The sequence below is a fragment of the Micromonospora sp. NBC_00330 genome (assembly GCF_036136635.1).
Classification (GTDB): domain Bacteria; phylum Actinomycetota; class Actinomycetes; order Mycobacteriales; family Micromonosporaceae; genus Micromonospora; species Micromonospora salmantinae.
In genome coordinates this window covers 121,096-142,743 of sequence record NZ_CP108012.1, presented here as the reverse complement: position 1 = coordinate 142,743, position 21,648 = coordinate 121,096, and the positions used below count along the sequence as shown (strand labels likewise).

The following is a 21,648-nucleotide window of genomic DNA, read 5'->3' as shown; positions in this document are numbered from 1 at the left end:
GGTGGGTCTCCCCCCGGTATGTCAGAACCCGAGCTTGTCGTAGCTGCTCGCGTTCTCCTTGGTGATCGTCTCCGAGGCCAGGGTCACTTCCTTGGGCACCTGCAGCTCCGTCAGGTCGCCCAGGCCCCGACCCTGCGCGATGAGCCGCGCGAGCGAGACCGCCGAGGAGGCCATCGACGGGTTGTAGGTGACAGTGGCCTTCAGCACGGTGTTGTCGGCCTTGATGGCGTCGATCGCGAGCTTGGAGCCCGCGCCGCCGACCATGAAGAACTCCGACCGGTTGGCCTGCTTGATGGCCGCGAGCACACCGATGCCCTGGTCGTCGTCGTGGTTCCAGATGGCGTCGATCTTCGGCAGCGCCTGGAGCAGCTGGGACGCCTCGCGCTGGCCGCTGTCCGAGGTGAACTCGGCCGAGCGACGGTTGCGCACCGTGAACCCGTAGGTCGCCAGGGCGGCCTTGAAGCCGGCGCTGCGCTCGACGGTCAGCGGGATCTCCAGACCGGCGATCTCACCGATGACCGGGTTGGTGACGCCCTTGTCCTTGAGCATCTTGCCGATGTAGTGCCCGGCCGAGACGCCCATGCCGTAGTTGTCGCCCTTGATGACCAGCCGCGAGGCCAGCGCGTCGGGGAACGCCCGGTCGAGGTTCACGATCGGGATGCCCGCCTGCATCGCCTGGAGGGCAACGGCGTTGACCTCCTTGCCGTCGTGCGGCAGCACGACGATGATGTCCGGCTTCTGGGCGACCAGCGTGCCGAGCGTGGAGCGCTGGGCCTCGGAGTTCGACCCGCCGTCGACCTCCTTGAACTCCACGTCGGAGTAGGCAGCGGCCTGGGCCTTGGCGTTGGCGTGGATCGCGCCCATCCAGCCGTGGTCGGCGGCCGGGGCGGAGAAGCCGATGACGACCTTCTTGCCCGGGGCGTTGTTGCCTTCGCTGTTTCCGGCGGCCTTGGTCTGGGTGCTGGCAGCCGGGGTCTCGTTGCTGGTGCAGGCGGTGAGGAGGGTGGCAGCGCCCACTGCGGCTCCACCGAAGAGCAACCGGCGGCGCGACAGGTCGCGACTGTGCTGGGTCATGAATGACCTCCTGGGAGCGGGATGTGACTTATTGAGGGTGTGCGAGGCCCGGCCAGCGTCGAATGTCTCGACGTCGCCAGGACAACGGTGCGGTGCGTCAGGTTGCGGTGGTGACCCTGTTCCGCGCGAGGAGCCGAGTGACTGACTTGAACTGGAACTGCTGGACCAGGACGGCGGCGACGATGATGCCGCCCTTGACCATGTTCTGCGCCTCGATGGAGAGGCCGTTGATGGCGAAGAGGTTCGTGATGGTGGCGAAGATGATGACGCCGAGCAGCGAACCGACGATCGTGCCCCGGCCGCCGCTGAGCAGCGTCCCGCCGATGATCGCCGCAGCGATCGCGTCCAACTCGTACAGGTTGGCCATCGCCGCCTGCGCCGAGGTCGCCTGCGAGGTGAGCATGATGGCGGCGATACCGCAGCAGAGACCGGAGAGCGCGTAGAGCAGCATGGTGTGCCGCCGGACGTTGATGCCGGCCAGCCGGGCGGCCTCCGGGTTGCCACCGACGGCGATGGTCCGCCGGCCGAAGGTCGTGCGGTTGAGCACCACCCAACCGGCCAGCACTACCGCGCCGAGGATGTAGACCAGGATCGGGATCCCGATCACCTTGCGCGCTGCGATGTCGTTGATGAAGGTGCTGCTCGACACCTGGGTCTGCTTGTTGGAGATCGACGCCGCGAGCCCTCGCGCGGCCACCAGCATCGCGAGCGTCGCGATGAAGGGGACCAGCCGCCCGTACGAGATGAGCACACCGTTGACGAGGCCGACGCAGATGCCGACAGCGAGAGCGGCGAAGATCATGCCGCCGGCGCCGTAGCTCTGGGTGGCCACAGTGGTGCACCAGACCCCGGCCAGCGCGACGATCGCGCCGACGGACAGGTCGATGCCACCACCGATGATCACGAAGGTCATCCCGACAGTGACCACGCCGACGACCGAGGCCAACTGCAGAATGGCCAGGACGTTGTTCCAGACCCAGTTCGGGTCGCCGTACAGGTCGGGCTTGGTGACCGCGCCGACCACGATGAGCGCGGCCAGCACCCCGATCAGGCCGAGGTTGCGCTTGGCGCCGTCGCCACCGTCACCTCGCCACCAGGAGAGTTTGCCCCCGGATCCAGCCTTGTTATTGGCCACCGCCGTCTCCGCCGGGTCCACCGGCGGCGACTGCGCCGGAAGCTGCGGGCGCTCCGGTGTCGCGGTGGGAGTGGGAGTCGCGTCGCTCATGCCGGTGCGCCTTCCATCAAGGACCCCGCCATCACGAGGTCAAGCACAGTGTTCTCGTCGAGTTCGCCGGCCGCGGCTTCGCGGACGACCCGCCCTTCCCGCATCACCAGCACCCGGTCGGCCAGACCCAGCACCTCGGGCACCTCGCTGGAGACCAGCAGCACCCCCACGCCCTGAGCGGCCAATCCCCGGATGACCTGGTAGAGCTCGGCCCGGGCGCCCACGTCCACACCCCGGGTCGGCTCGTCGAGAAGCAGCAACTTGGTGCCGCCGAGCAGCCACCGCCCGACCACCACCTTCTGCTGGTTGCCGCCGGACAGCGTGCGTACCGGCCGGTCGACGTCCCGGGGCCGCAGCTCCAGGGTCTCCGCGATCCGGTCCGCCTCGGCGCGTTCCTTGCCGGCATTGGTGAAGCCGAGCCGCGCGTACCGGCCGAAGGTGGCCAGCGTGACGTTGCGGTAGATCGGCTCGCCGAGCAGCAGCGCCTGGCTCTTGCGTTCTTCCGGTGCCATTCCCATGCCGGCGCGAACCGCCGCGCCGACGCCGGGCCGCAGGACCTTTCCGTCCATCTGCACAGTGCCGGCCTCCGGGAGGCGGGCACCGTAGATCGTCTCCAGCAGTTCGGAACGACCGGAGCCGACCAGCCCCGCGATGCCCACGATCTCCCCGGCACGCACGTTCAGCGACACGTCGGCGAACTCGCCAGTGCGGGTCAGCCCCTGCACCTGGAGCAGGTCGGCGCCCGCGGAGTCGTCGGTCGGCCGGTCCGGGAAGACGTACTCGATGGTGCGGCCGGTCATCCGGCTCACCAGGTCGCGGGTCGGGGTGTCGCGCGCCGGCAGGTTCGCCGCCGTGGTCCGGCCGTCCTTGAGTACGGTGACCCGGTCGCCGATCTCGCGGATCTCCTCCAGGCGGTGGGAGATGTAGATGACGGCGATGCCCTGCGCGGTCAGCTCCCGGATGATCCGGAACAGGTTGCCGACCTCGTCGTGGGCCAGCACCGCGCTCGGCTCGTCCATGATGATCAGTCGGGCCTCGTGCGACAGCGCCCGCGCCATGCTGACGATCTGCTTACCGGCCGCCGGCAGGGACCGGACCATCCGCCCCGGCGGGATCTCACCGTGGCCGAGCCGGCTGAGGATCTGCCGGGTGTGCCGGGCCATCCGGCCGCGCCGGACGAAACCGAAGTTGCGGTACTCGTGCCCGAGGAACGCGTTCTCCGCCACCGACAGATCCTCGACGAGGTCGAGCTCCTGGTAGATGGTGGCGATGCCCGCCTTCATGGCGGCCTGCGGGTTGGCGAACGTGGCCGGCTCACCGCGCCACTCCACCTGCCCGGAATCCGGTTGGTGCACACCGGCGAGCACCTTGATCAGGGTGGACTTGCCGGCGCCGTTCTGCCCGAGCAGGCAGTGCACCTCGCCGGCACGCACCTCCAGCTGCACGCCGTCGAGCGCGCGTACGCCGGGGAAGGTCTTCACCAGGTCGGTGAGGCGCAGGACCACCTCGCCCGCGACGGTGTCGGCGGGAGCCTCGACCAGCGGCGCCTCGGCGACGGCCTCGGCCGACGCGGTGGCGGGGTCATCCTCGGGCAGAGCCACAGTCTCCTCCTCGCTCACGACGGAATCTCGAACAGCTTCATGCGGCTTCCCCGAAGGCGACGTCGCTCGCGAGCACCGCCGCGCCGGTGACACCGGCACGGCCGCCCAGCTCGGACAGGACGACGGGAAGGTTGCCGGTGGCCAGTGGCAGTGACCGGCGGTAGACCACACTGCGGATCTCGGCGAGCAGGATGTGGCCCAACTGGGCCAGCCCGCCGCCGATCACGATCATGGACGGGTTGGTGAAGCTGACCAGACCGGCGAGCACTCCGCCGACCCGCCGTCCGCCGTCCCGGATCAACTGGATGCAGGTCACGTCGCCCTCGACGGCGCCCTCGGCGACGTCCAGCGCGGTGACGACACCCCGCAGCGCCAGCCGCTCGGCCAGCGCCGGCGACGTGCCACTGCGGGCGGCGGCTGCGGCGTCCTTGGCCAGCGCGGCGCCGCTGAACAGCGCCTCCAGGCAGCCGACGTTGCCGCAGGAGCACATCGGACCGTGCGAGTCGACCTGGATGTGGCCTATGTCGCCGGCACAGCCGTCGGTGCCCCGGTAGACCTCGCCGGTGAGGTAGATGCCGCACCCGATGCCGGTGCCGATCTTCACGAAGAGGAAGTCGTCCACCGAGTGGGCGACCCCACCGTGCCGCTCGCCGATCGCCATGATGTTGACGTCGTTGTCGACCACCGCCGGGCAGCCGTGCTCCCGGCTGAGCAGCTCACGCACCGGGAACCGGTCCCAGCCCGGCATGATCGGTGGTGAGACCGGCGTGCCGTCGCGGAAGCTGACCGGGCCGGGTACGCCGATGCCGACCGCGTCCAGGCGCTCGTACGCGCCGTCGACCCGGGCCTTGTGCAGCAGTTCGTTGACCCGTTGCAGGGTCACCTTCGGGCCGTTGCGGATGTCGGCCGCCTCGGCGTAGTGGGCCACCGGTTCGAGGCGGCCGTTGACCACCTCGACGTCCATCGAACTGGCGCCGAGGTCGACGGCGGCGAAGCGCAGCTTCGGGTTCAGCTCGACAAGAGTCGAGCGACGCCCACCTCGGGATGCGGCGAGCCCGGCCTCGGCCACGTAGCCCAGCGTCACCAGGCGGTCCAGCTCGGCCAGCATGCGCGGACGCGGCATCTGGAGCCGGTCGCCCAGCTCGGCCCGGGACACGGCGCCCTCGTCGCGGAGCAGCCGCAACAGGCGCACGTGTAGGGGGTCGACGGTACGCACCCGGGTCCCCCTCTTCTTTGGCAGCGTTCACATCGACGCAATGTCGATGTGTTGTGTCCGACACAGTAAGAGCGGTCGGATCGCCTGTCCAGAGCTTCGGCTGTTCCGACGCTAACTTTTGCTCAAACGGACAGAAGTTTCGGTCGCGCTTGCGACGGGATGGACCGGCTTCGCTGTGCACCCTCGCCGTACCGGCATCCACCGACCGGGTGAGCCGGCCCCGACCACCACCGCGGCGACGCCGACCTCCACGCGCTCCCGACGGGCGAATGTCGTCGCCATCAGCCATCATGGGTGTTAATCGGTATCGATGCGCTCAAGCAGCGATTACGCCACCGAGGCGGACGTCCGCAGCCCACCCGAATCGTCGGATCCACCGTCGCCGCAATTGCAAAGGACGTTGACAGTCGTCTACATGGTCGTTAACGTTCCTGGGCATCGGCAGCTACGGGGCGAGTCGCGCACCGCAATTCTCCAATCGCGATGACCTTCCGTTCTGGCGTGCCCGAACACCCCGACGGGAAGGACCCCAATGAATCGACCGACGCGCTTTGTCGCGGCCGTTTCCGCAGTAGCGTTCGTCGCGCTATTCTCCCCATCGGCAGCCCAGGCGGCGCCGTCGGCGACCAGCTCCGACGTCGGTGTTGCGGCTGCGGCGCCCGTCCGGCAGGCCGCTTCCAGCGCTGCCGAGGGTGACTTCGGCACCCTCGGGAACTGCACCGCCGGGATCTTCTGCGGCGAGGTGAAGAACCGGCTCGGCCGATCCATCAAGCTCTCCGGAAACTGGCCGACCAACAGCAAGACGATGTGGCTGCCGGCCGGCCAGGGCAGCGCATCCGACTCGAGGTATTACTACGAATTCCGGGACACCGACGGTTTCCAGGTGCCCAGCGGTTACATTTACTACGACAGCGTGGGTAACAAATACTACCCCGGCTGGCACAAGGTGAACGACCTCCAGGTAGTCACGCTCAACGGCTGGTGTCTCACCTCAGCCTGCAGTTGACGATTGGCTCCAAAAATGCGCGCGTCAGTGGCTGCCGGGCCGGCACGGGTCCGGCAGCCACTGACGCGTCGCCTCAACCGACCGAACCGCGCTGGTTGCGCTTCTTCTTGAGCTTGCGGTCGTCGCGCAGCTCGACGTACGGCTCGTCGTCGACCGCGTGACCTGCCGAGATGGCGCGGCCACGCTCCAACTCCGCGTCGAACTCCGCCCCCAGCAGGATCGCGATGTTGCTCAGCCAGAGCCACACCAAGAAGATGATCACCCCGGCCAGCGTCCCGTACGTCTTGTCGTACGAACCGAAGTTGCTCACGTAGAAGGCGAACAGGCCGGAGATCACCAGCCAGATCACCACGGCCAGCACCCCGCCCGGGCTGACCCAGCGGAAGCCGCCGTGCCGCGCGTTCGGTGAGGCCCAGTAGAGGATCGCGAACATCAGGCTGACCAGGATCAGCAGCACCGGCCACTTCGCGATGTCCCACACCGCGACCGCCGTCGAGCCGAGCCCGATCACGTCACCGACCGACTCGGCGAGGCGGCCGGTGAAGACCACGATCACCGCGCACACCAGCAGCAGCACGCCGATCACCGCTGTCACACCGGCCCGGATCGGCAGCGTCTTCCAGATCGGCCGACCTTCCGGCACGTCGTAGATGGTGTTTGACGCTCGCATGAACGCACCGATGTAGCCGGAAGCCGACCAGAACGCGGCCAACAGACCGATGATCGCCGCGATGCTGGCCAGGCCGCCGTTCTGCTGGGCGGTATTGATCGCGCCCTCGATGATCTGCTGAATGCTGTCGTTCGGCACCGCCTGGTTGACGGTGTCCTTGACGCCCTCGGTGGCGCTCTCGCCGAGCAGGCCGAGCAGGGAGATCAGCACCAGCAGGCCGGGGAAGATGGACAGCACCCCGTAGTAGGTCAGTGCCGCCGCCCAGTCGGTCAGGCTGTCGTCCTGAAATTCGGTGATCGTCCGGCGCATCGCCGCCTTCCAGCCGCTGCCGGGCAGGTCGGTGGGGCTGTCCGGGCCCGCATCGGGCCCGACCGGCGTGGTGGCGGGGTCACGCTCACGCTGGGCGGAAGACTCGTCCGAGGCCATCGCCCCTCCTCCTGGTCGGCGGTGTCACCTCCGGACATGCCCCGTCGGCGGGCGCGGATAACCCCTACTTGTAGAGCAACCTCGCCATTCGGCGAGAAGCCACCAGCAGGCCGACCGCCACCATCGCCAGCAGGTAGAGCACGTCGAGCAGCCAGAGCCAACCACCACTGCCCAGCGCGACCCCCCGGATCAGGTGCACCGACCGGTACAGCGGGGTGATCTCGACGAGCCAGTGCAGCACTGTCGGATATGCCTGCGCCGGCACGAAGGTGCCGGAGAAGAGGAAGAGCGTGAACTGCGCGGAGCCCATCAGGTCGAAATCCTGCCAGCTACGCATGAAGGTGGAGATCGCCATGCCGAGCGCCCCGAACGCGAACCCGACCAGCACCGCGGCCGGGAGAGCGGTCAACGCGCGGGTGACGCTTGTCAACTCCAGCGCGACCATCACGCCGAGGAACGCCGCCGAGTAGGCGCTGCCCCGCAGCATCGCCCAACCCAACTCGCCGACTGCGATCTCGAACGGCCGTACCGGGGTGGCGATCATCCCGTCGTACAGCTTCATGTACTTCATCTTGCCGAAGAAGTTGAAGGTGGTCTCCGCGAGCGCCCCGGTCATCGCCGAGGAGGCGAGCATCGCCGGGGCCACGAACTCGGCGTACGAGACCAGCCGCCCGTCGGGCAGCGGCAGGTCGCCGACCAGCGCGCCGACGCCCACCCCGATGGAGAGCAGATAGAGCAGCGGCTCCACGAAGCCGGAGAGCAGCAGCAGCCAGTAGACCGACTTCAGCGCCGCGACGTTGCGCCCCACCACCGACGCCGACCGCCGGGACGCGGCGGAGACGTCGACCAGCCGGGGCAGGATCAGCGTGACCACGACACCCTCTCTGCTCGCTCTTCGGGTTGCTGTTCAGACGACGAGTCGCCCTTGCCTGCTCGGCCGCCGGGCCTGCTCGGTTAGACGACGAGCTTGCGACGGAACGCGCGCACCGCCAGCAACCAGCCGGCGACCGCCCAGGCGGCCAGGTAGAGCAGATGCCCGACGACCGACCACTGTGCGGCGACGCCGAGCGTGGCCGCGCGGCACAGGTCCACGGCGTGCCACAACGGCGTCGCGTACGCCAGCCAGCGCAGCGCCTCGGGCAACGACTCGACCGGAAAGAACACCCCTGCGAAGAGCGTCATCGGGATGACCGCGAACCGGAACAGCATCGCCAGCCAACTGTCGCTCGACACCGACGCGGCGTACGCGAAGGTCGGCGCGGCGACCGCCAGCCCGAGCAACGCCACCACCGGCAGGGTGGCCACCGCCCACGGCGACCGCAACGCCCCGAACAGCCCGGTGACCAGCAGGAACGCCGCAATCGTGGTGAGCACCCGGAACAGCACGAAGGCCAGGTGCCCGGCCACGATGTCACAGACCCGCAGCGGCGACGCGCCCTGCGCGAAGTAGGTCTTGACCCACTGGAAGTTGCTGAACACCGGCCAGGTCGAGTCACCGACGGTCACCTGGAGCGCTGTCGAGGCGATCAGCCCGGGGACCAGCCAGTCGAGGTAACGCACCCCGCCGACGCCCTGGTCGATGTAGGCGCCGACGCCGACCCCGAACCCGAGGACGGTCAGCACCGGCAGCAGGAACGAGGAGAACACCCCGGCCCGCCAGGTGCGCCGCAGACCCACCAGGTAGTGCTCGAACACCGCGTACGCCGGCACCCATGGGAACCGCGCCGATCCCGCCACACTCACCCGATCACCCCGCCCACCGCGCCGACCACCACGACCTGTCTACCCCCGGGGTACGACAGACCGCCGGTCACCCTACGACGACCCCGGCGACGTGTCGCCCGGGTTTCGCGGCGTCGCCCTGGGCGGGGTCGTGCCTGATCGACCAGGTTTTCAGGAAGTCGCGGTGTCAGAGCCGCCCTGATGCCCCGATTTCCTGAAAGCCGAGTAGATCTAGACGGGCCAGCCGGTCCTTGGAGTCACGCACGGCCACCAGCCCAGGCAGGTTGCGCGGGAACGGCTGCTGCTGAGCTGCCAACGATCGGACGGTTGAACCGTCAATGGTTGGACCGGGTCGACCTATGCGGGCAGCGCCGGTCGGTAACCGCGGATCAACGCCTGCACGGCGTAAGCGAGCAGCAGCACTCCCGCGCCGACGCCGATCACCAGCCCGGCGGAGACTGCCGAGGCGAGGCCGGTGACGAGGCCCGCCACCGCCACTAGGCACAGCGCGGCACCGAGCGGACGAAGCAACGGATCCCGCAGGAGCGGGGCGAGCGGGAAGAAATGCAGACCGACCACCAGGCAGACCAGCACCGGCACGTACTCGGACCAGTTGGCGGCGACCAGCACGGCGGCACCCAGGCCGGCGGCGGCGAACTCGGCCACGACGATGAGCAGGTACGGGCGGTCGGCGGCCCGGTCCCGGGGGCTGCCGGCACCCCGCAGGCGGGAGGCCAGCACACCGCCCAGCACGGCGGTGAGCAGTGCGGCGATGCTGCCCACCACGAGCAGGGCACGCAGCGGCTGCTCCGCCGCCGGCACACTGAACCAGACCATCGCGAAGACGCCGAGGTAGAGGGCGGTCAGCCCGGCCTGACGTCGGTTGGCGATCACCAGATCAGACATGAAACTCCCCCGGGTTACGACAGACCGCCGTCACCCTACGGTCCTGGCCGGTGCTTGATCGACTCGGGTTTCAGGAAATCGGGCGGTCCGTGCGGCCGCAACACCCCGACTTCCAGGAAGCCGAGTGGATCTTCGTGAGTGTGGGGCGGTATGCCGGAGACGTCTCGGGACCGACCCGCCAACGTCACTCGCCCGCGGTCAGTCGACCAGGGTGCGGCCGGTCAGGTGCAGGAAGACGTCCTCCAGACCGCTGCGCCGGACCAGCACGTTCGCCGGCTGGAGCCCCAACGCGGTGACCTCGGCGACCGCCGCGTCGCCGTCGGGCACGTACAGCAGGACCCGGTCGGGCAACACCTCGACCCGCTCCCCCAGCCCGTCGAGCTTGCCGGCGAACGGTTCCTGCGACTCGGCGGCGAAGCGCAGCTCGACCACCTCACGGGTCGAGTGCTGCTCGATCAGCGCGCGGGGCGAGCCCTCCGCGACGATCCGGCCGCCGTCCATCACCACCAGGCGGTCACAGAGCTGCTCGGCCTCGTCCATGTAGTGCGTGGTGAGCACCAACGTGACGCCCTGCTGCTTGAGCCGGAACAGCCGCTCCCACACCAGGTGCCGGGCCTGCGGGTCCAGCCCGGTGGTCGGCTCGTCGAGCAGCACGATCTCCGGATCGTTCACCAGCGCGCGGGCGATGGTCAGCCGACGCTTCATGCCACCGGACAGCGGCTCGACCTTGCTGTCGGCCCGCTCGGTGAGCTGGACGAAGTCGAGCAGCTCGGCGGCGCGCTCCCGGGCCGCCCGGCGGGAGATGCCGAAGTAGCGGGCGTAGACGGTCAGGTTTTCCCGGACGGTCAACTCCGGATCGAGATTGTCCAGCTGGGGGCACACCCCGAGACGCGCCCGGATCGCCGGCCCGTCAGCCACCGGATCCATGTCGAGGATGCGCAGCTCACCCCCGCTGGGTGGGGAGATGCAGCCGACCATCCGCATGGTGGACGACTTGCCCGCGCCGTTGGGCCCGAGGAAGCCGAACGCCTCACCCGGGTGAACCTCGACGTCGATGCCGTCCACGGCGGTGAAATCGCCGAACCGCTTCACCAGCCCGCGAGCCTGAATGAGTGGTCGCTCCGAAGTCACCGCCCGACCCTAACCGCCGGGTCCGACAGCCCTCCACGCAAATATCCGCCGGCGACCAGCCGGTCGCCATCGTGTCCGTACCACCGGCGACGAAACGCCGATCGATGCCCCACCGGTCAGCCAATCGACGTGTATCGTCCTTTTGTGTCGCCCATCAGCTCGCCCGATGGTTCGCCATCACCTGCCCGACCAGCCAACTCTCCCGTTGACGGGCCCGCAGCGAGCCTTGGCGGCGGGCCACCCCGACCACGACCGGAAGCCGAGCCGACAGAGCCCGGCGAACCCGTCGACGCGCATCTGCCCGACGCAAGCAAGCCCGAGCCGAACGGGCCGGGCGTGGCCGAGCCGACCGGGCCGGGCGTGGCAGACCCGAACGGGCCAGCCGTAGCCGAGCCGAACGGGCCGGGCGTGGCCGAGCGGGCGACTCGGGACCTGGCCGCCCAGTTCGAGGACGAGAAACCGGGACGGGTGCTCTCCGGGCCGGCGGGTCTGCTCCTCACCACGGCGGCGCTGGCGGTCGGCACTCTCGCCCTGTGGCAGGTGTTCCGCCCCCTGTCGCAGGGCAGCAAATATTACTTGATCATCTTTCTGGCCGGCGTACTCCCGCTGGTCTTCCTCGCCTACCCGGCCGACCTGCGGCTGCCGGCCCGCCTACGCGCCCGGCGACGACGCGCCAACCACGCCGAGGCCACCGCCAGCGACAGCGAGACCGACAGCGACAGGCGTACCCCGGCACTCGCGTCGTCGGGGCCCACGGTGACCGACTGGGTTCTGGTCGTCCTGGCGGTCGCGGCCTGTCTCTACCCCGTCCTGCCGATCCGGATCGGCAGCGGTGGCGGCGGCTACAACGCGTTCCTCGACCGGCAGGGCCTGCTGGCGCCGACGGATCTGGTGCTGGGCACCGTCCTGCTGCTCCTGCTGCTCGAAGCGTGTCGACGTACCACCGGGTGGATCCTGCCCGCGGTCTGCCTGCTGTTCCTCGGCTACGGCTACTACGGCGGGTTGTTGCCGCAGTCCTGGCCGGTAGCGCACGCCGGGCTCGACTTCAGTCAGTTGGTCGACTCGTTCTACAACTCCGACAGCGGCTTCTACGGCACGCCACTCGACGTGGCCGCCTCGTACATCGTGCTGTTCACCATCTACGGCGCGGTGCTGGAGTTGTCCGGGGCCGGGCGGTTCTTCGTCGAGTTGTCGGCGGCGGCGTTCCGACGTTCCCGTACCGCCGCCGGCCGGACGGCGGTGGCCTCGGGCTTCCTGCTCGGCACCGTCTCCGGCTCCGGCGCGGCGACGACGGTGAGCATCGGCGCGGTCACCTGGCCGCTGCTGCGCCGCGCCGGCTATCCGCCGGAGCGGGCCGGCGGCATGTTGGCCGCAGCCGGGGTGGGCGCCATCCTCTCCCCACCCACACTGGGTGCGGCGGCGTTCATCATCGCCGAGTACCTGGGCGTCTCGTACCTCCAGGTGCTGGGCTGGGCGACGGTACCGACGGTGCTCTACTACCTCGGCATCCTGCTCGCCGTGGAGATCGACGCTCGCCGCTCCGGCGTACGCCCCGTGGTGATCGACGTCGGCTCGCCGTGGCGGCTGCTGGCCCGGTTCGGCTACCACTTCGCCTCGCTGATCGCCATCATCGTGTTCCTCGCCATCGGTGTGTCCGCGACCAGGGCTGTCGTCTTCGCCATCGTGCTCACCGTCGCGTTGTCGTTCCTGGCCCCCAAGAACAACGGCGCTTCCAGCAACGACCGCGCCCCCAGCAACGACCCCGCTCACCGACTCACCCCGGGCCGGCTGGTGACCGCGCTCGTCACCGGCGTACGCGGCGTCCTCGCCGTCACCGCTGTCTGCGCCGCCGCCGGCATCATCACGGCGACCACGACGAAGACCGGCCTCGGGCCGCAGGCGGCGGCGCTGCTGATCGGCGGGGCGCAGGCCGCCACCTCTGACCCGACGCTGGTGCTGGTGCTCACCGCGCTGCTCGCCGCCGTCGCGCTCACCCTGCTGGGCCTGGCCGTTCCGGTCACCGCGTCGTTCGTGATCGGTTGGGTGATCGTCGGTCCGGCCCTGCTCGACCTGGGCGTCACCGCGCCGGCGGCGGCGATGTTCGTCTTCTACTTCGCGGTGCTGTCCGAGGTGTCCCCGCCGACAGCGCTCGCCGCGGTGGCCGCCGCCGCGGTCACCGGCGGCCGGCTGGTGCCGACCATGTGGCAGACACTGCGGTACGCGCTGCCGGCGTACCTGACCCCGATCGCGTTCGTCATCACGCCGGCCGGGCTCGGTCTGCTCGGCATCGGTGGTGTCCAACGGATCGCCTTCGCCGCCGCAGTCACCGCGCTCAGCGTGGCGGTGCTCGCCGTCGCCGCCGGTGGCTGGCTGCCCGGCGTGGGCCCGGCCGGTGCCCCGGAACGGGTGTTGGGCGCCCTCGCCGGCGTCATTCTGCTCTGGCTCGAACCCGTGCCGGTCACTGTCGGCGTGGCGCTGGCCGTCGTCGCGGCGGCTGGCGTGTTCGTCCGACGCGGCGCCGCCGACCGTTCATCGTCCGGATCACCAGCCAATCCTGTGGAGGAACAACTGTGAGACGAATCGACGTACGGCTCGCGGCGGGCCTGAGCGTGCTCGCCCTCGTCACTGTCGGTGCCGCGGGTTGCGGAGGTCAGCAGGGCGGCGCGGCCACTGACGACACGGCCAGCGAGGTCACCTGCGAGGTGACGAAGGAGACGCGCGTCGGCATCGCCACCGGCAACGCGACAGGCGTCTACTACGTGGTCGGCAACGCCCTGGCCGGGCAGTTGTCCGGGGCGACCGGCGGCAAGCTCACCGGCACCGCCGCCGAGACCGGCGCCTCGGTGCAGAACGTCGAGCAACTGGTAGGTGGCCAGTACGACGTGGCGTTCTCGCTGTTCGACACGGCGGTCAACGCGGTCGAGGGCAAGGGCAGCTTCACCGCGCCGCAGCCGGTGCAGGCGCTGACCCGCATCTACGACAACTACACCCAGGTGGTGGTCCGCAACGACTCCGGGATCACCTCGGTGGCCGACATGCGGGGCAAGCGGATCTCCACCGGCTCACCGAAGTCCGGCACCGAGGTGATCGCCAACCGGCTGTTGGAGGCCGCCGGCCTCGACCCGGCAACTGACATCCGGGCGCAGCGACTGGACCTGACCAAGACCGTCGAGGGGATCAAGGACGGCAGCGTCGACGGCTTCTTCTGGTCCGGCGGTCTGCCCACCGGGGGCCTCACCGACCTGTTCACCACGGCCGGCGACTCGGTGAAGTTCGTCGACATCTCGCCGTTGCTGCCGAAGATGACAGCGTTGAGCCCCGCCTACCAGGCCGGGACGATCGGCCGGGACGCGTACCGGACGGCGACCGACACCCCGACCATCGTCGTACCCAACGTGTTGTTGGTCCGTAAGGACCTGGACGCCAACGTCGCATGCGCGATCACCCGGACGGTCTTCGACAAGCGGGACACGCTGGCCCAGGCGAACCCGGCGGCCCGGGGCATCTCGCTGGAGACCGCCCGCAAGACCGAGCCGGTGCCGCTGCACCGCGGCGCCGAGAAGGCCCTGAAGGACCTCGGCGCGAACTGATCCGGCCGGTCAGACGTCGGCCGGCGCGGTGGCGGCGCGTGCCACACCGACCAGCCGGTCGGTCTCGGTGAGCAGTGCCTCGTCGTCCGCCGGAGTGCCGGGGTCGAGTCGGACCGTCCAGGTCAGACCGTCGACCCCGGCCACGCGCCGGGCCGCGACCCGCGCCGCGCCGCCGGGCACCGGCTGGTGCTCGGTGTACGCGACCGAACGGGTCACCCGGGCCCGCACCTGGTGCGGCAACTCCCCCGGGTCGAGCAGCAGGTACGTCTCGGCCGGACCGTCGGCGACCACCGTGTAGCCGTCCCGCTCGACGAGCGGCTCGGCGGGGGTGACCGTCAGCTCCCGGCCGGACCAGACCGCCTTGAGGATGGTGTGCCAACCGAACCGGTGCCCTCGACCGGGCAGCCACAACCCGAGGTTGGTGGCGACCACCACCCCGTCGCCCTCGCCGTTGCCGGCGGCGGCCCAGGCCAACACCCGCTCGTCGGCGGTCAGCGGCGGCCGGTCGGCCGGCGGCAGCTTCGGCTTGCGGCTGAACAGTCCCATCTAGAGGCCTCCCGCAGCCTGCTCGCGCAACGCCCGGGCGTGCTGCTCCAGGGACAGCAGCTCACCGAAGGCGGCGAAGTACTCGTCCTTGTTGTTCACCGGGTTGATCCGCTGAATGCGTGACTTGAGGTCCCGGACCCGGGCGGTCACCGACCCGAACTGCACGCGGGCCATGGTGATCGACACGTAGCGCGGGTCCGGTTCGCCGTCGATCCGCAGTGGTTCGACTGCCAACTCACCGACCAGCGCCGCGGCTGCCAGGTCCTCGCAGGCGTCGCGGACCGACTCGATCCAGACCGCGCCGCCGGTCGCCGACGCGGCACCACCGGCCGCCGCGATGGCCGTACGCACCGCGACGTGCACCGGGTGGCGGTATTCGGTGGCCTCGACCGCGTCGAACATGGGCCCGGCCAGGACCGGTTGCTGGAGGGCGAGTTTGAGCGCCTCCCGCTCGACCATCGACTGTGGGCTGTCCACCGCCGGCTCGGGGCGGGCCGAGGTTGGCCGGGCGGCGGGGGCCGCGTCGCGGGCGCTGGGCGGCGGGGTGTTGCCGGCGGCGAGCACCGCCCGCTGCACCGGCTCGATCTCCATGCCGAGGTCCATGGCGAGCTTGCGGACGTACTCCGGGCGCTTCTCCCGGTCCTTGAGGCGCGCGACCAGCGGCGCGGCGTGGCGCATCGCCTCGACCCGGCCGTCGACGGTGTCCAGGTCGAAGCGGCTGATCACGTGTCGCAGCGCGAAGTCGACGAGCGGCTCGCGGCGGGCGACCAGGTCACGCACCGCCAGGTCGCCCTTGGCCAGCCGCAGGTCGCACGGGTCCATGTTGTCCGGGCTGACCGCGATGAACGTGCGCCCGACGAACCGCTGGTCGTCTTCGAAGGCGCGCAGCGCGGCCTTCTGCCCGGCGGCGTCGCCGTCGAAGGTGAAGATGATCTCGCCGGCCACTTCGTCGCTGTCGAACAGGAGCCGACGCAGGACGGAGATGTGGTCCGCGGCGAAGGCGGTGCCGCAGGTCGCCACCGCGGTGGTCACCCCGGCCAGGTGACAGGCCATCACGTCGGTGTAACCCTCGACGATCACCGCCCGACCCTGCTTGGCGATCTCCCGCTTGGCCTGGTCGATGCCGTAGAGCACGTGCGACTTCTTGTAGATCGGCGTCTCGGGGGTGTTCAGGTACTTCGGGCCGTCGTCGTCGTCGAAGAGCTTGCGCGCGCCGAAGCCGATCACGTCGCCGGCGAGGTCGCGGATCGGCCAGAGCAGCCGGCGACGGAACCTGTCGATCAGGGTGCCGGAACGGGACTCCCGGGACAGCCCGGCGGTGACCAGCTCCTGGTGGGTGAAGCCCTGCTGGCGCAGGTGTTTGGTGAGCGGGTCCCAACCCTCCGGCGCGAAGCCACAGCCGTAGCGCTCGGCGGCGGCCCGGTCGAAGCCCCGTCGCGCCAGGAACTCCCGTGCCGGCCGGGCGCCGGCGGTGCTCAGTTGCGCGCTGTAGAACTGGACGGCGGCGGCGTGCGCGGCGACCAGGCGCTGCCGTTGACCCTGCTGCGGGCGGGGGCGCGGGGTGCCCTTGTCGTCCTCGATGTAGCGCAGTTGGATGCCGGCGCGGCCGGCCAGCCGCTCGACGGACTCCACGAAGCTGAGGTGGTCGGCATCCATCAGGAACTTGATCGCGTCCCCGCCGGCCCCGCAGCCGAAGCAGTACCAGACGTTGCGGGCCGGGGACACGTTGAACGACGGACTCTTCTCGTCGTGGAACGGGCACAGGCCCTTGAGGTTGCCGCCGCCTGCGGACTTCAGGGTGACCGTCTCGGAGATCACATCCCCGATCGAGGTGCGTTCCCGGACCAGTGCGATGTCCTCGTCCCGGATCCGCCCAGCCATGCGCCACCCCCTCGCCGTACATCCTGCCCTGCCGGACCGACGACACGCCGGCCGGGGGACGCCGGTGTGGCGGCGGCCGCTGCCGGCTGGGCGGTTCCGGCCCGCAGGCCGGGTCCGCACGGGGACCATGACCAGATGCGCAGGGTACGGCCCGACGTCCCCCGCCTGCCCAGATGGCTGGCCGGTCGGATCGGGCTGAGCGGACAGGCCCCGCCAGCGGACGAGGCCGGACACCGCCACGCCACCTGGTTGGAGCTCTTCCTCGACCTCATCTTCGTGTACGCGCTGGCGGCGGTGGTGGCCCGGCTGGGCGTCGACCCGACCCCGTCCCCGCGCGCCGTGCTGGCCGTGATCGGGCTCTTCGTGGTGATCCAGTGGGCCTGGATGGGGCAGGTGTACTACGACACCCGGTTCGATCCGGACGACGCGCTGCACCGACTGCTGGTGCTTGTCGCGTTGGTGGGCGCGGGCGCGATGACCCTCGGCGTCGACGAGGTCCCGGAGAGCGTGCTCCTGCCGGTCGGGTACCTGATCGTGCGGGGTGTGCTGCTCCTGCTGTACCTGCGTGCCTGGCCGACCAGCGCGAAGGCCCGCATGGTGACGACCGTCTATCTGATCGGCTTCGGGTCGGGCTGGTTGATCTGGCTGGTGTCGCTGACAGTGCCCACCGAGCTGCGCCCGGTCCTGTGGATCGTCGCGATGGTCATCGAGCTGGCCACGCCCTGGGTCGGGGTGCGCTGGCTCAACCGCTGGCCGGTGGACAACAGGCACCTGCCGGAACGGATCGGCCAGTTCACCATCATCGTGCTGGGTAGCGCGCTGGCCAGCCTGCTCTTCGCCGTGCCGGACCACCCCCCGCCACACATGATCCTCACCGCCGCGATGGCCTTCCTGATCCCGGCGGCCGTCTGGTGGGTCTACACCACCTTCGTGACCACCCGGCTGCTCCAGAGCCGGCTGCGCGGCGGGCAGGCGTACAGCTACCTGCACATTCCGCTGGGCGGTGCGCTGCTGCTGCTCGGCTGGTCGCTCGGGCAGGTGGTCCGGCTGGTCGACGACAACGCGAACCACCTGCCGCTGGAGCTGCGGCTGCTGCTGGGCGCATCGATGGTGATCTGGACGCTGTGTGGTCTTGCCCTGTACTGGCTGTGGACACGACCGAGCGCCGCCCGGTTGGCGATCGCCGCCTACGGGGTGGTCTCGGTCAGCCTGATCACCGCGGCGGTGCACCAGCCGAGGCTGATGCTGTCGCTGCTCTCCCTGGCCGTCGTCGGGTACGCCGTCCTGCTCAGCCGGCGCCTCGCCCGGGCCGGCAGGGAGATGAACACCCCCGAAGGATGAGCGGTGCTCAGGCCGCCGCGGCGGGCTCCGGGATGGCTGTCTCCTCGGCCGCCACCTGCTGGTTCCAGTCGGCCTTGGTGGAGCGCCAGCCTTCGTCGTCCATGCCGCGCCGCCAGTAGCCGGAGATGGAGAGCCGGTCGAGGGGAATTCCCCGCTCGCGGCGCAGCAACCGGCGCAACTCCCGGACGAAGGCGGCCTCGCCGTGCACGAACGCGTGCACCCGGCCGGCCGGGAACTCCAACGCCCGCACCGCCTCGACCAGCGCCTGGCCCACCGGGCGGTCGCCGCGATGCAACCAGGTCAGTTCCACGGCCCCCGGGCTGAGCAGCTTCTGCTCCTCCGCCGGGTCGGCGATCTCCACGAAGACGTGGGCCGGGGCACCCAGCGGGAGACGCTCCAGCGCGGCGGCGATCGCCGGCAGGGCGCTCTCGTCACCGACCAGCAGGTGCCAGTCCGCGTCCGGGCTCGGGGCGTACGCGCCGCCGGGGCCGACGAAGTGCACCGGGTCGCCGGGGCGCAGCGCGGCGGCCCACGGGCCGGCCAACCCCTCGTCGCCGTGGTGCACCACGTCGACGGTCAGCTCGCCGGACAGCGGATCCCAGCGCCGCACCGTGTAGGCGCGCAGCCGGGGCCACTGCTCCCGGGGCAGGTCCCGGCGGATCGCGGCGAGGTCCAACGGTTGGGGGTACGCGACCCCCGACTGCGGGAACACCACCTTGATGTAGTGGTCGGTGAACTCGCCCACCGGCAGGCCGACAAGCTCGTCCCCACCGAGGACGATCCGGATCAGGTGCGGGGTGGGCCGCTCGGTGCGCAGCACCCGGGCCGAGGTGACGTTCCTGGAGCGTTCCGTCATGTCAGTTAGGTTAGCCTAAGCTGGCTCGTGGTCGCCCGGGGGTGTCCCCTTGCCGACCAGGCGGGTGTGCCAGGTCACCGCCGCCGGGTCGGTGAGCGAGGCGACCTGGTCGATCACCACCCGCAGTCTGGCCCGGTCGTCCGGGGCGGCCCGCCACAGCGGGGCGAAGATCGGGTCGAGCCCTTCCGGGGCACGCCGGACCAGCGCGGCTACCAACTCCGCCAGCATCGTGCGCTGCCGCTCGTAGCGGCCCCGGAAGCCACTGCGACGCATCACGTACCGCAACGCGATGCCCTTGAGCAGCGCGCACTGCGCCCGGACCAGGCGGGGCACCACCAAATCGGCGGCGTAGCGGCGGTGCGGGCCCGGACCGAAGCGCTCCTCCGTCGCCGCCACCGCCGCGGACACGAACAGCCCGGTCACACCGCTGGTGGTGGCCTTCAACGCGACCTGCGCGCGATGACTGCCGTCGTAGCCGGTGAACGGGGCGAGCAGCGGACCGGCCAGCAGGTCGACGAGCACCTCGGCCAGGTCCGCAGCGGACTCCCCGGAGTAGGCGGCAGCCACGTCGGCACAGAGCGCGGCCCGCTCGTCGGCGTCGGTGAGCAGCGGGTGCAATGTGACGTAGCCACCGTGGATGCCGTCCTCCACGTCGTGCACCGAGTACGCGACGTCGTCGGCCCAGTCCATCACCTGGGCCTCCAGGCAGCGCCGGTCACCGGGCGCGCCCGCGCGGATCCAGTCGAAGACTGCCGCGTCGTCGGCGTACACCCCGAACTTGCGCTCCCCCGGCCGGCGCGGCCAGGGGTACTTGCCGATCGCGTCCAGCGACGCCCGGGTCAGGTTCAGCCCGGCGGACGAGCCGTCCGGGGCGAGCACCTTCGCCTCCAGGCGCGTCAACACCCGCAGGGTCTGCGCGTTGCCCTCGAAGCCGCCGCACGGCGTGGCGAGCAGATCCAGCGCGGCCTCGCCGTTGTGCCCGAACGGCGGGTGCCCGAGGTCGTGCGCGAGCCCCGCGACGTCCACCACGTCCGGGTCGCAGCCCAGCCGGGCACCCATCTCCCGGGCGATCTGGGCCACCTCCAACGAGTGGGTCAGCCGCGTACGCAGGAAGTCGTCGGTGCCGGCGGTGTGCACCTGGGTCTTGGTGGCCAGCCGGCGAAACGCCGCCGAGTGCAGCACCCGGGCCCGGTCGCGCTCGTACGGCGACCGGCGATGCCCGGTGTCCTTGGGCGGCTCCTCGACCAACCGCGCGTCCGCCGCCCCCGGCTCACTCCTCGCGCTCACGCAGCCGCCGTCGTTCGCGACTGCGGGGCTCGCAGGACCGGCTCACTCCTCGCGCTCACGGAGAACGCAGAACTCGTTGCCTTCCGGGTCGGCCAGCACCGTCCACTCGACGTCTCCCTGACCGATGTCGACGTGCCGGGCGCCCATGTCGACCAGGCGCTCGACCTCAGCCTCCTGGTTGGCGGGGCGCAGGTCGAGGTGCAGCCGGTTCTTGCGCTCCTTGCCCTCGGAGACCGGGCCGAAGAACAGGGCGGGCAACTGGTCCGGGGACTGGCGGATCTCCACGCCGCTCGGAGTCTCGGTGACGACGTGATAGCCGAGCGCCTCGGCCCACCAACGGGCCAGTCGGGCCGGATCGCGGGCGTCGACAGTCAGGCTCTCCCAGACACTGGTCATGCAGTCACCTCTTCCCGTTCGCCGCGGCGCCCAATCGGCCGTGTGCGAGCGAGCCAAGATTACGCCCGCCACCACTGCTCGACAGGCTCACGACGCATCGACGAACTGCACACAACCACCGATTGGCCCCCAGTTGCCGACCGATCGCCGAGGGTTACGGGCTCGCGGCCGGAAGTCGCCACCGGTAGCCTTCCCAGCGCGGAACGTAACCAGCCGACTGACACGCAGAGCCGACCGGTGAGGGGTGACGCTCGTGGACGCAGACACGGTGGTGGGAACGGAGCTACGCCTGCTGCGCCAGCGCCGACCCGACGTCGCCGGCACGGTGCTCGCGGGCACCGACGGCCTGCTCATCTCCAGCGACCTGCCCAGCACCGACGCCACCCATCTCGCCGCGCTCGCCGCCGCGAGTTTCGGGCTCGGGCACCGGGTGGCCGACACCGTCCGGCAGGGTGAGTTCCGGGAGTCGGTCGTGTGCACCACGGCAGGCTGCGTGGTCACCTATCCGGCCGGGCGGAGCGCCCTGCTGACCCTCGTCACCATGTCGGCGGCGGGGGACCTGGAGGCGCTGCACGAGGAGGCCCGAGCGGTGGCCCACCGCGCGGGGTCGTTCCTGGACGTTCGCGGCGGAGGCATCGGCGCGACCTCCGTACCGGACGCGCACGCCCCGCTGGCCACGCGTACCCCGATGGCGACCCTGCCGGCGCAGTTGCGCCGCTCGTCCCGACCCACCTGGCGTCGTCCGCCGATCTGAGCGCCGGCGGCGGCCGGGTG

Annotated in this window: 19 protein-coding genes; 5 read left to right on the top strand and 14 right to left on the bottom strand. The window is 70.5% G+C overall.

Annotated elements, in window-relative coordinates; genetic code table 11:
- Window positions 1-21: 21 nt before the first annotated feature.
- From OG598_RS00685 to OG598_RS00670, 4 genes are all read right to left on the bottom strand, one after another.
- Complete coding sequence (locus OG598_RS00685; RefSeq protein ID WP_328652586.1) at window positions 22-1,074, bottom strand: substrate-binding domain-containing protein; 1,053 nt, start codon at window positions 1,072-1,074, stop codon at window positions 22-24.
- A 97-nt stretch (window positions 1,075-1,171) separates the two neighbouring features.
- Window positions 1,172-2,299, bottom strand: a complete 1,128-nt coding sequence (locus OG598_RS00680; protein ID WP_091408995.1) for an ABC transporter permease — start codon at window positions 2,297-2,299, stop codon at window positions 1,172-1,174.
- Window positions 2,296-3,804 carry a sugar ABC transporter ATP-binding protein gene (locus OG598_RS00675; protein WP_328655235.1) on the bottom strand — a complete coding sequence of 503 codons (1,509 nt, stop codon included), beginning with the start codon at window positions 3,802-3,804 and terminating at the stop codon, window positions 2,296-2,298. The genes OG598_RS00680 and OG598_RS00675 overlap by 4 nt, the downstream gene beginning before the upstream one ends.
- Window positions 3,805-3,937: 133 nt before the next feature.
- Window positions 3,938-5,116, bottom strand: coding sequence for an ROK family protein (locus tag OG598_RS00670; RefSeq protein ID WP_328652585.1), 1,179 nt, complete (start codon window positions 5,114-5,116; stop codon window positions 3,938-3,940).
- A gap of 532 nt (window positions 5,117-5,648) precedes the next feature.
- Between OG598_RS00670 and OG598_RS00665 the strand changes: the two genes are divergently transcribed.
- Entirely contained in the window at window positions 5,649-6,122 is a 474-nt protein-coding gene (locus tag OG598_RS00665) for a hypothetical protein (protein ID WP_328652584.1), read from the top strand.
- 73 nt (window positions 6,123-6,195) lie between these two features.
- On the opposite strand, the gene OG598_RS00660 is transcribed toward OG598_RS00665, so the two are convergent.
- The 5 genes from OG598_RS00660 to OG598_RS00640 form a co-directional block, all read right to left on the bottom strand.
- On the bottom strand, window positions 6,196-7,218 hold the full coding sequence (locus tag OG598_RS00660) for a YihY/virulence factor BrkB family protein (protein ID WP_328652583.1): 1,023 nt from the start codon (window positions 7,216-7,218) through the stop codon (window positions 6,196-6,198).
- Window positions 7,219-7,282: 64 nt separating this feature from the next.
- Entirely contained in the window at window positions 7,283-8,092 is an 810-nt protein-coding gene (locus OG598_RS00655; protein WP_091408985.1) for an ABC transporter permease, read from the bottom strand.
- Between the two features lie 80 nt (window positions 8,093-8,172).
- Window positions 8,173-8,961 (bottom strand): ABC transporter permease, encoded by a 789-nt coding sequence (locus OG598_RS00650; protein WP_328652582.1) that lies wholly within the window; start codon window positions 8,959-8,961, stop codon window positions 8,173-8,175.
- A gap of 336 nt (window positions 8,962-9,297) precedes the next feature.
- The gene (locus tag OG598_RS00645) at window positions 9,298-9,846 is read right to left on the bottom strand and encodes a hypothetical protein (RefSeq protein ID WP_328652581.1); all 549 of its coding nucleotides are present in this window, start codon (window positions 9,844-9,846) and stop codon (window positions 9,298-9,300) included.
- Between the two features lie 198 nt (window positions 9,847-10,044).
- Entirely contained in the window at window positions 10,045-10,977 is a 933-nt protein-coding gene (locus OG598_RS00640) for an ABC transporter ATP-binding protein (RefSeq protein ID WP_328652580.1), read from the bottom strand.
- A 144-nt stretch (window positions 10,978-11,121) separates the two neighbouring features.
- Between OG598_RS00640 and OG598_RS00635 the strand changes: the two genes are divergently transcribed.
- On the top strand, window positions 11,122-13,551 hold the full coding sequence (locus OG598_RS00635; RefSeq protein WP_442931443.1) for a TRAP transporter fused permease subunit: 2,430 nt from the start codon (window positions 11,122-11,124) through the stop codon (window positions 13,549-13,551).
- The gene (locus OG598_RS00630; RefSeq protein ID WP_328652579.1) at window positions 13,548-14,567 is read left to right on the top strand and encodes a TAXI family TRAP transporter solute-binding subunit; all 1,020 of its coding nucleotides are present in this window, start codon (window positions 13,548-13,550) and stop codon (window positions 14,565-14,567) included. Before OG598_RS00635 ends, OG598_RS00630 begins: the two co-directional genes overlap by 4 nt.
- Before the next feature lie 9 nt (window positions 14,568-14,576).
- On the opposite strand, the gene OG598_RS00625 is transcribed toward OG598_RS00630, so the two are convergent.
- Both OG598_RS00625 and dnaG read right to left on the bottom strand, forming a co-directional pair.
- Window positions 14,577-15,113 (bottom strand): hypothetical protein, encoded by a 537-nt coding sequence (locus OG598_RS00625; protein ID WP_328652578.1) that lies wholly within the window; start codon window positions 15,111-15,113, stop codon window positions 14,577-14,579.
- Window positions 15,114-16,994, bottom strand: coding sequence for a DNA primase (gene dnaG, locus OG598_RS00620; RefSeq protein WP_442931442.1), 1,881 nt, complete (start codon window positions 16,992-16,994; stop codon window positions 15,114-15,116).
- A gap of 135 nt (window positions 16,995-17,129) precedes the next feature.
- On the opposite strand from dnaG, the gene OG598_RS00615 reads away from it, so the two are divergent.
- Window positions 17,130-18,335, top strand: coding sequence for a low temperature requirement protein A (locus OG598_RS00615; RefSeq protein WP_328652577.1), 1,206 nt, complete (start codon window positions 17,130-17,132; stop codon window positions 18,333-18,335).
- 7 nt (window positions 18,336-18,342) lie between these two features.
- On the opposite strand, the gene OG598_RS00610 is transcribed toward OG598_RS00615, so the two are convergent.
- Genes OG598_RS00610 through OG598_RS00600 form a run of 3 tightly spaced genes read right to left on the bottom strand, consistent with a single transcriptional unit; the run spans window position 18,343 to window position 20,874 of the window.
- A complete protein-coding gene (locus tag OG598_RS00610; protein ID WP_328652576.1) occupies window positions 18,343-19,191 on the bottom strand; it encodes a siderophore-interacting protein in 849 nt (282 codons plus the stop codon).
- Window positions 19,192-19,206: 15 nt separating this feature from the next.
- Window positions 19,207-20,478 carry a deoxyguanosinetriphosphate triphosphohydrolase gene (locus OG598_RS00605; protein WP_328652575.1) on the bottom strand — a complete coding sequence of 424 codons (1,272 nt, stop codon included), beginning with the start codon at window positions 20,476-20,478 and terminating at the stop codon, window positions 19,207-19,209.
- Window positions 20,479-20,520: 42 nt separating this feature from the next.
- On the bottom strand, window positions 20,521-20,874 hold the full coding sequence (locus OG598_RS00600; protein ID WP_328652574.1) for a VOC family protein: 354 nt from the start codon (window positions 20,872-20,874) through the stop codon (window positions 20,521-20,523).
- A 253-nt stretch (window positions 20,875-21,127) separates the two neighbouring features.
- Here OG598_RS00600 and OG598_RS00595 point away from each other — a divergent pair, with 253 nt between their 5' ends.
- The gene (locus OG598_RS00595; protein WP_328652573.1) at window positions 21,128-21,628 is read left to right on the top strand and encodes a roadblock/LC7 domain-containing protein; all 501 of its coding nucleotides are present in this window, start codon (window positions 21,128-21,130) and stop codon (window positions 21,626-21,628) included.
- Window positions 21,629-21,648: the final 20 nt, after the last annotated feature.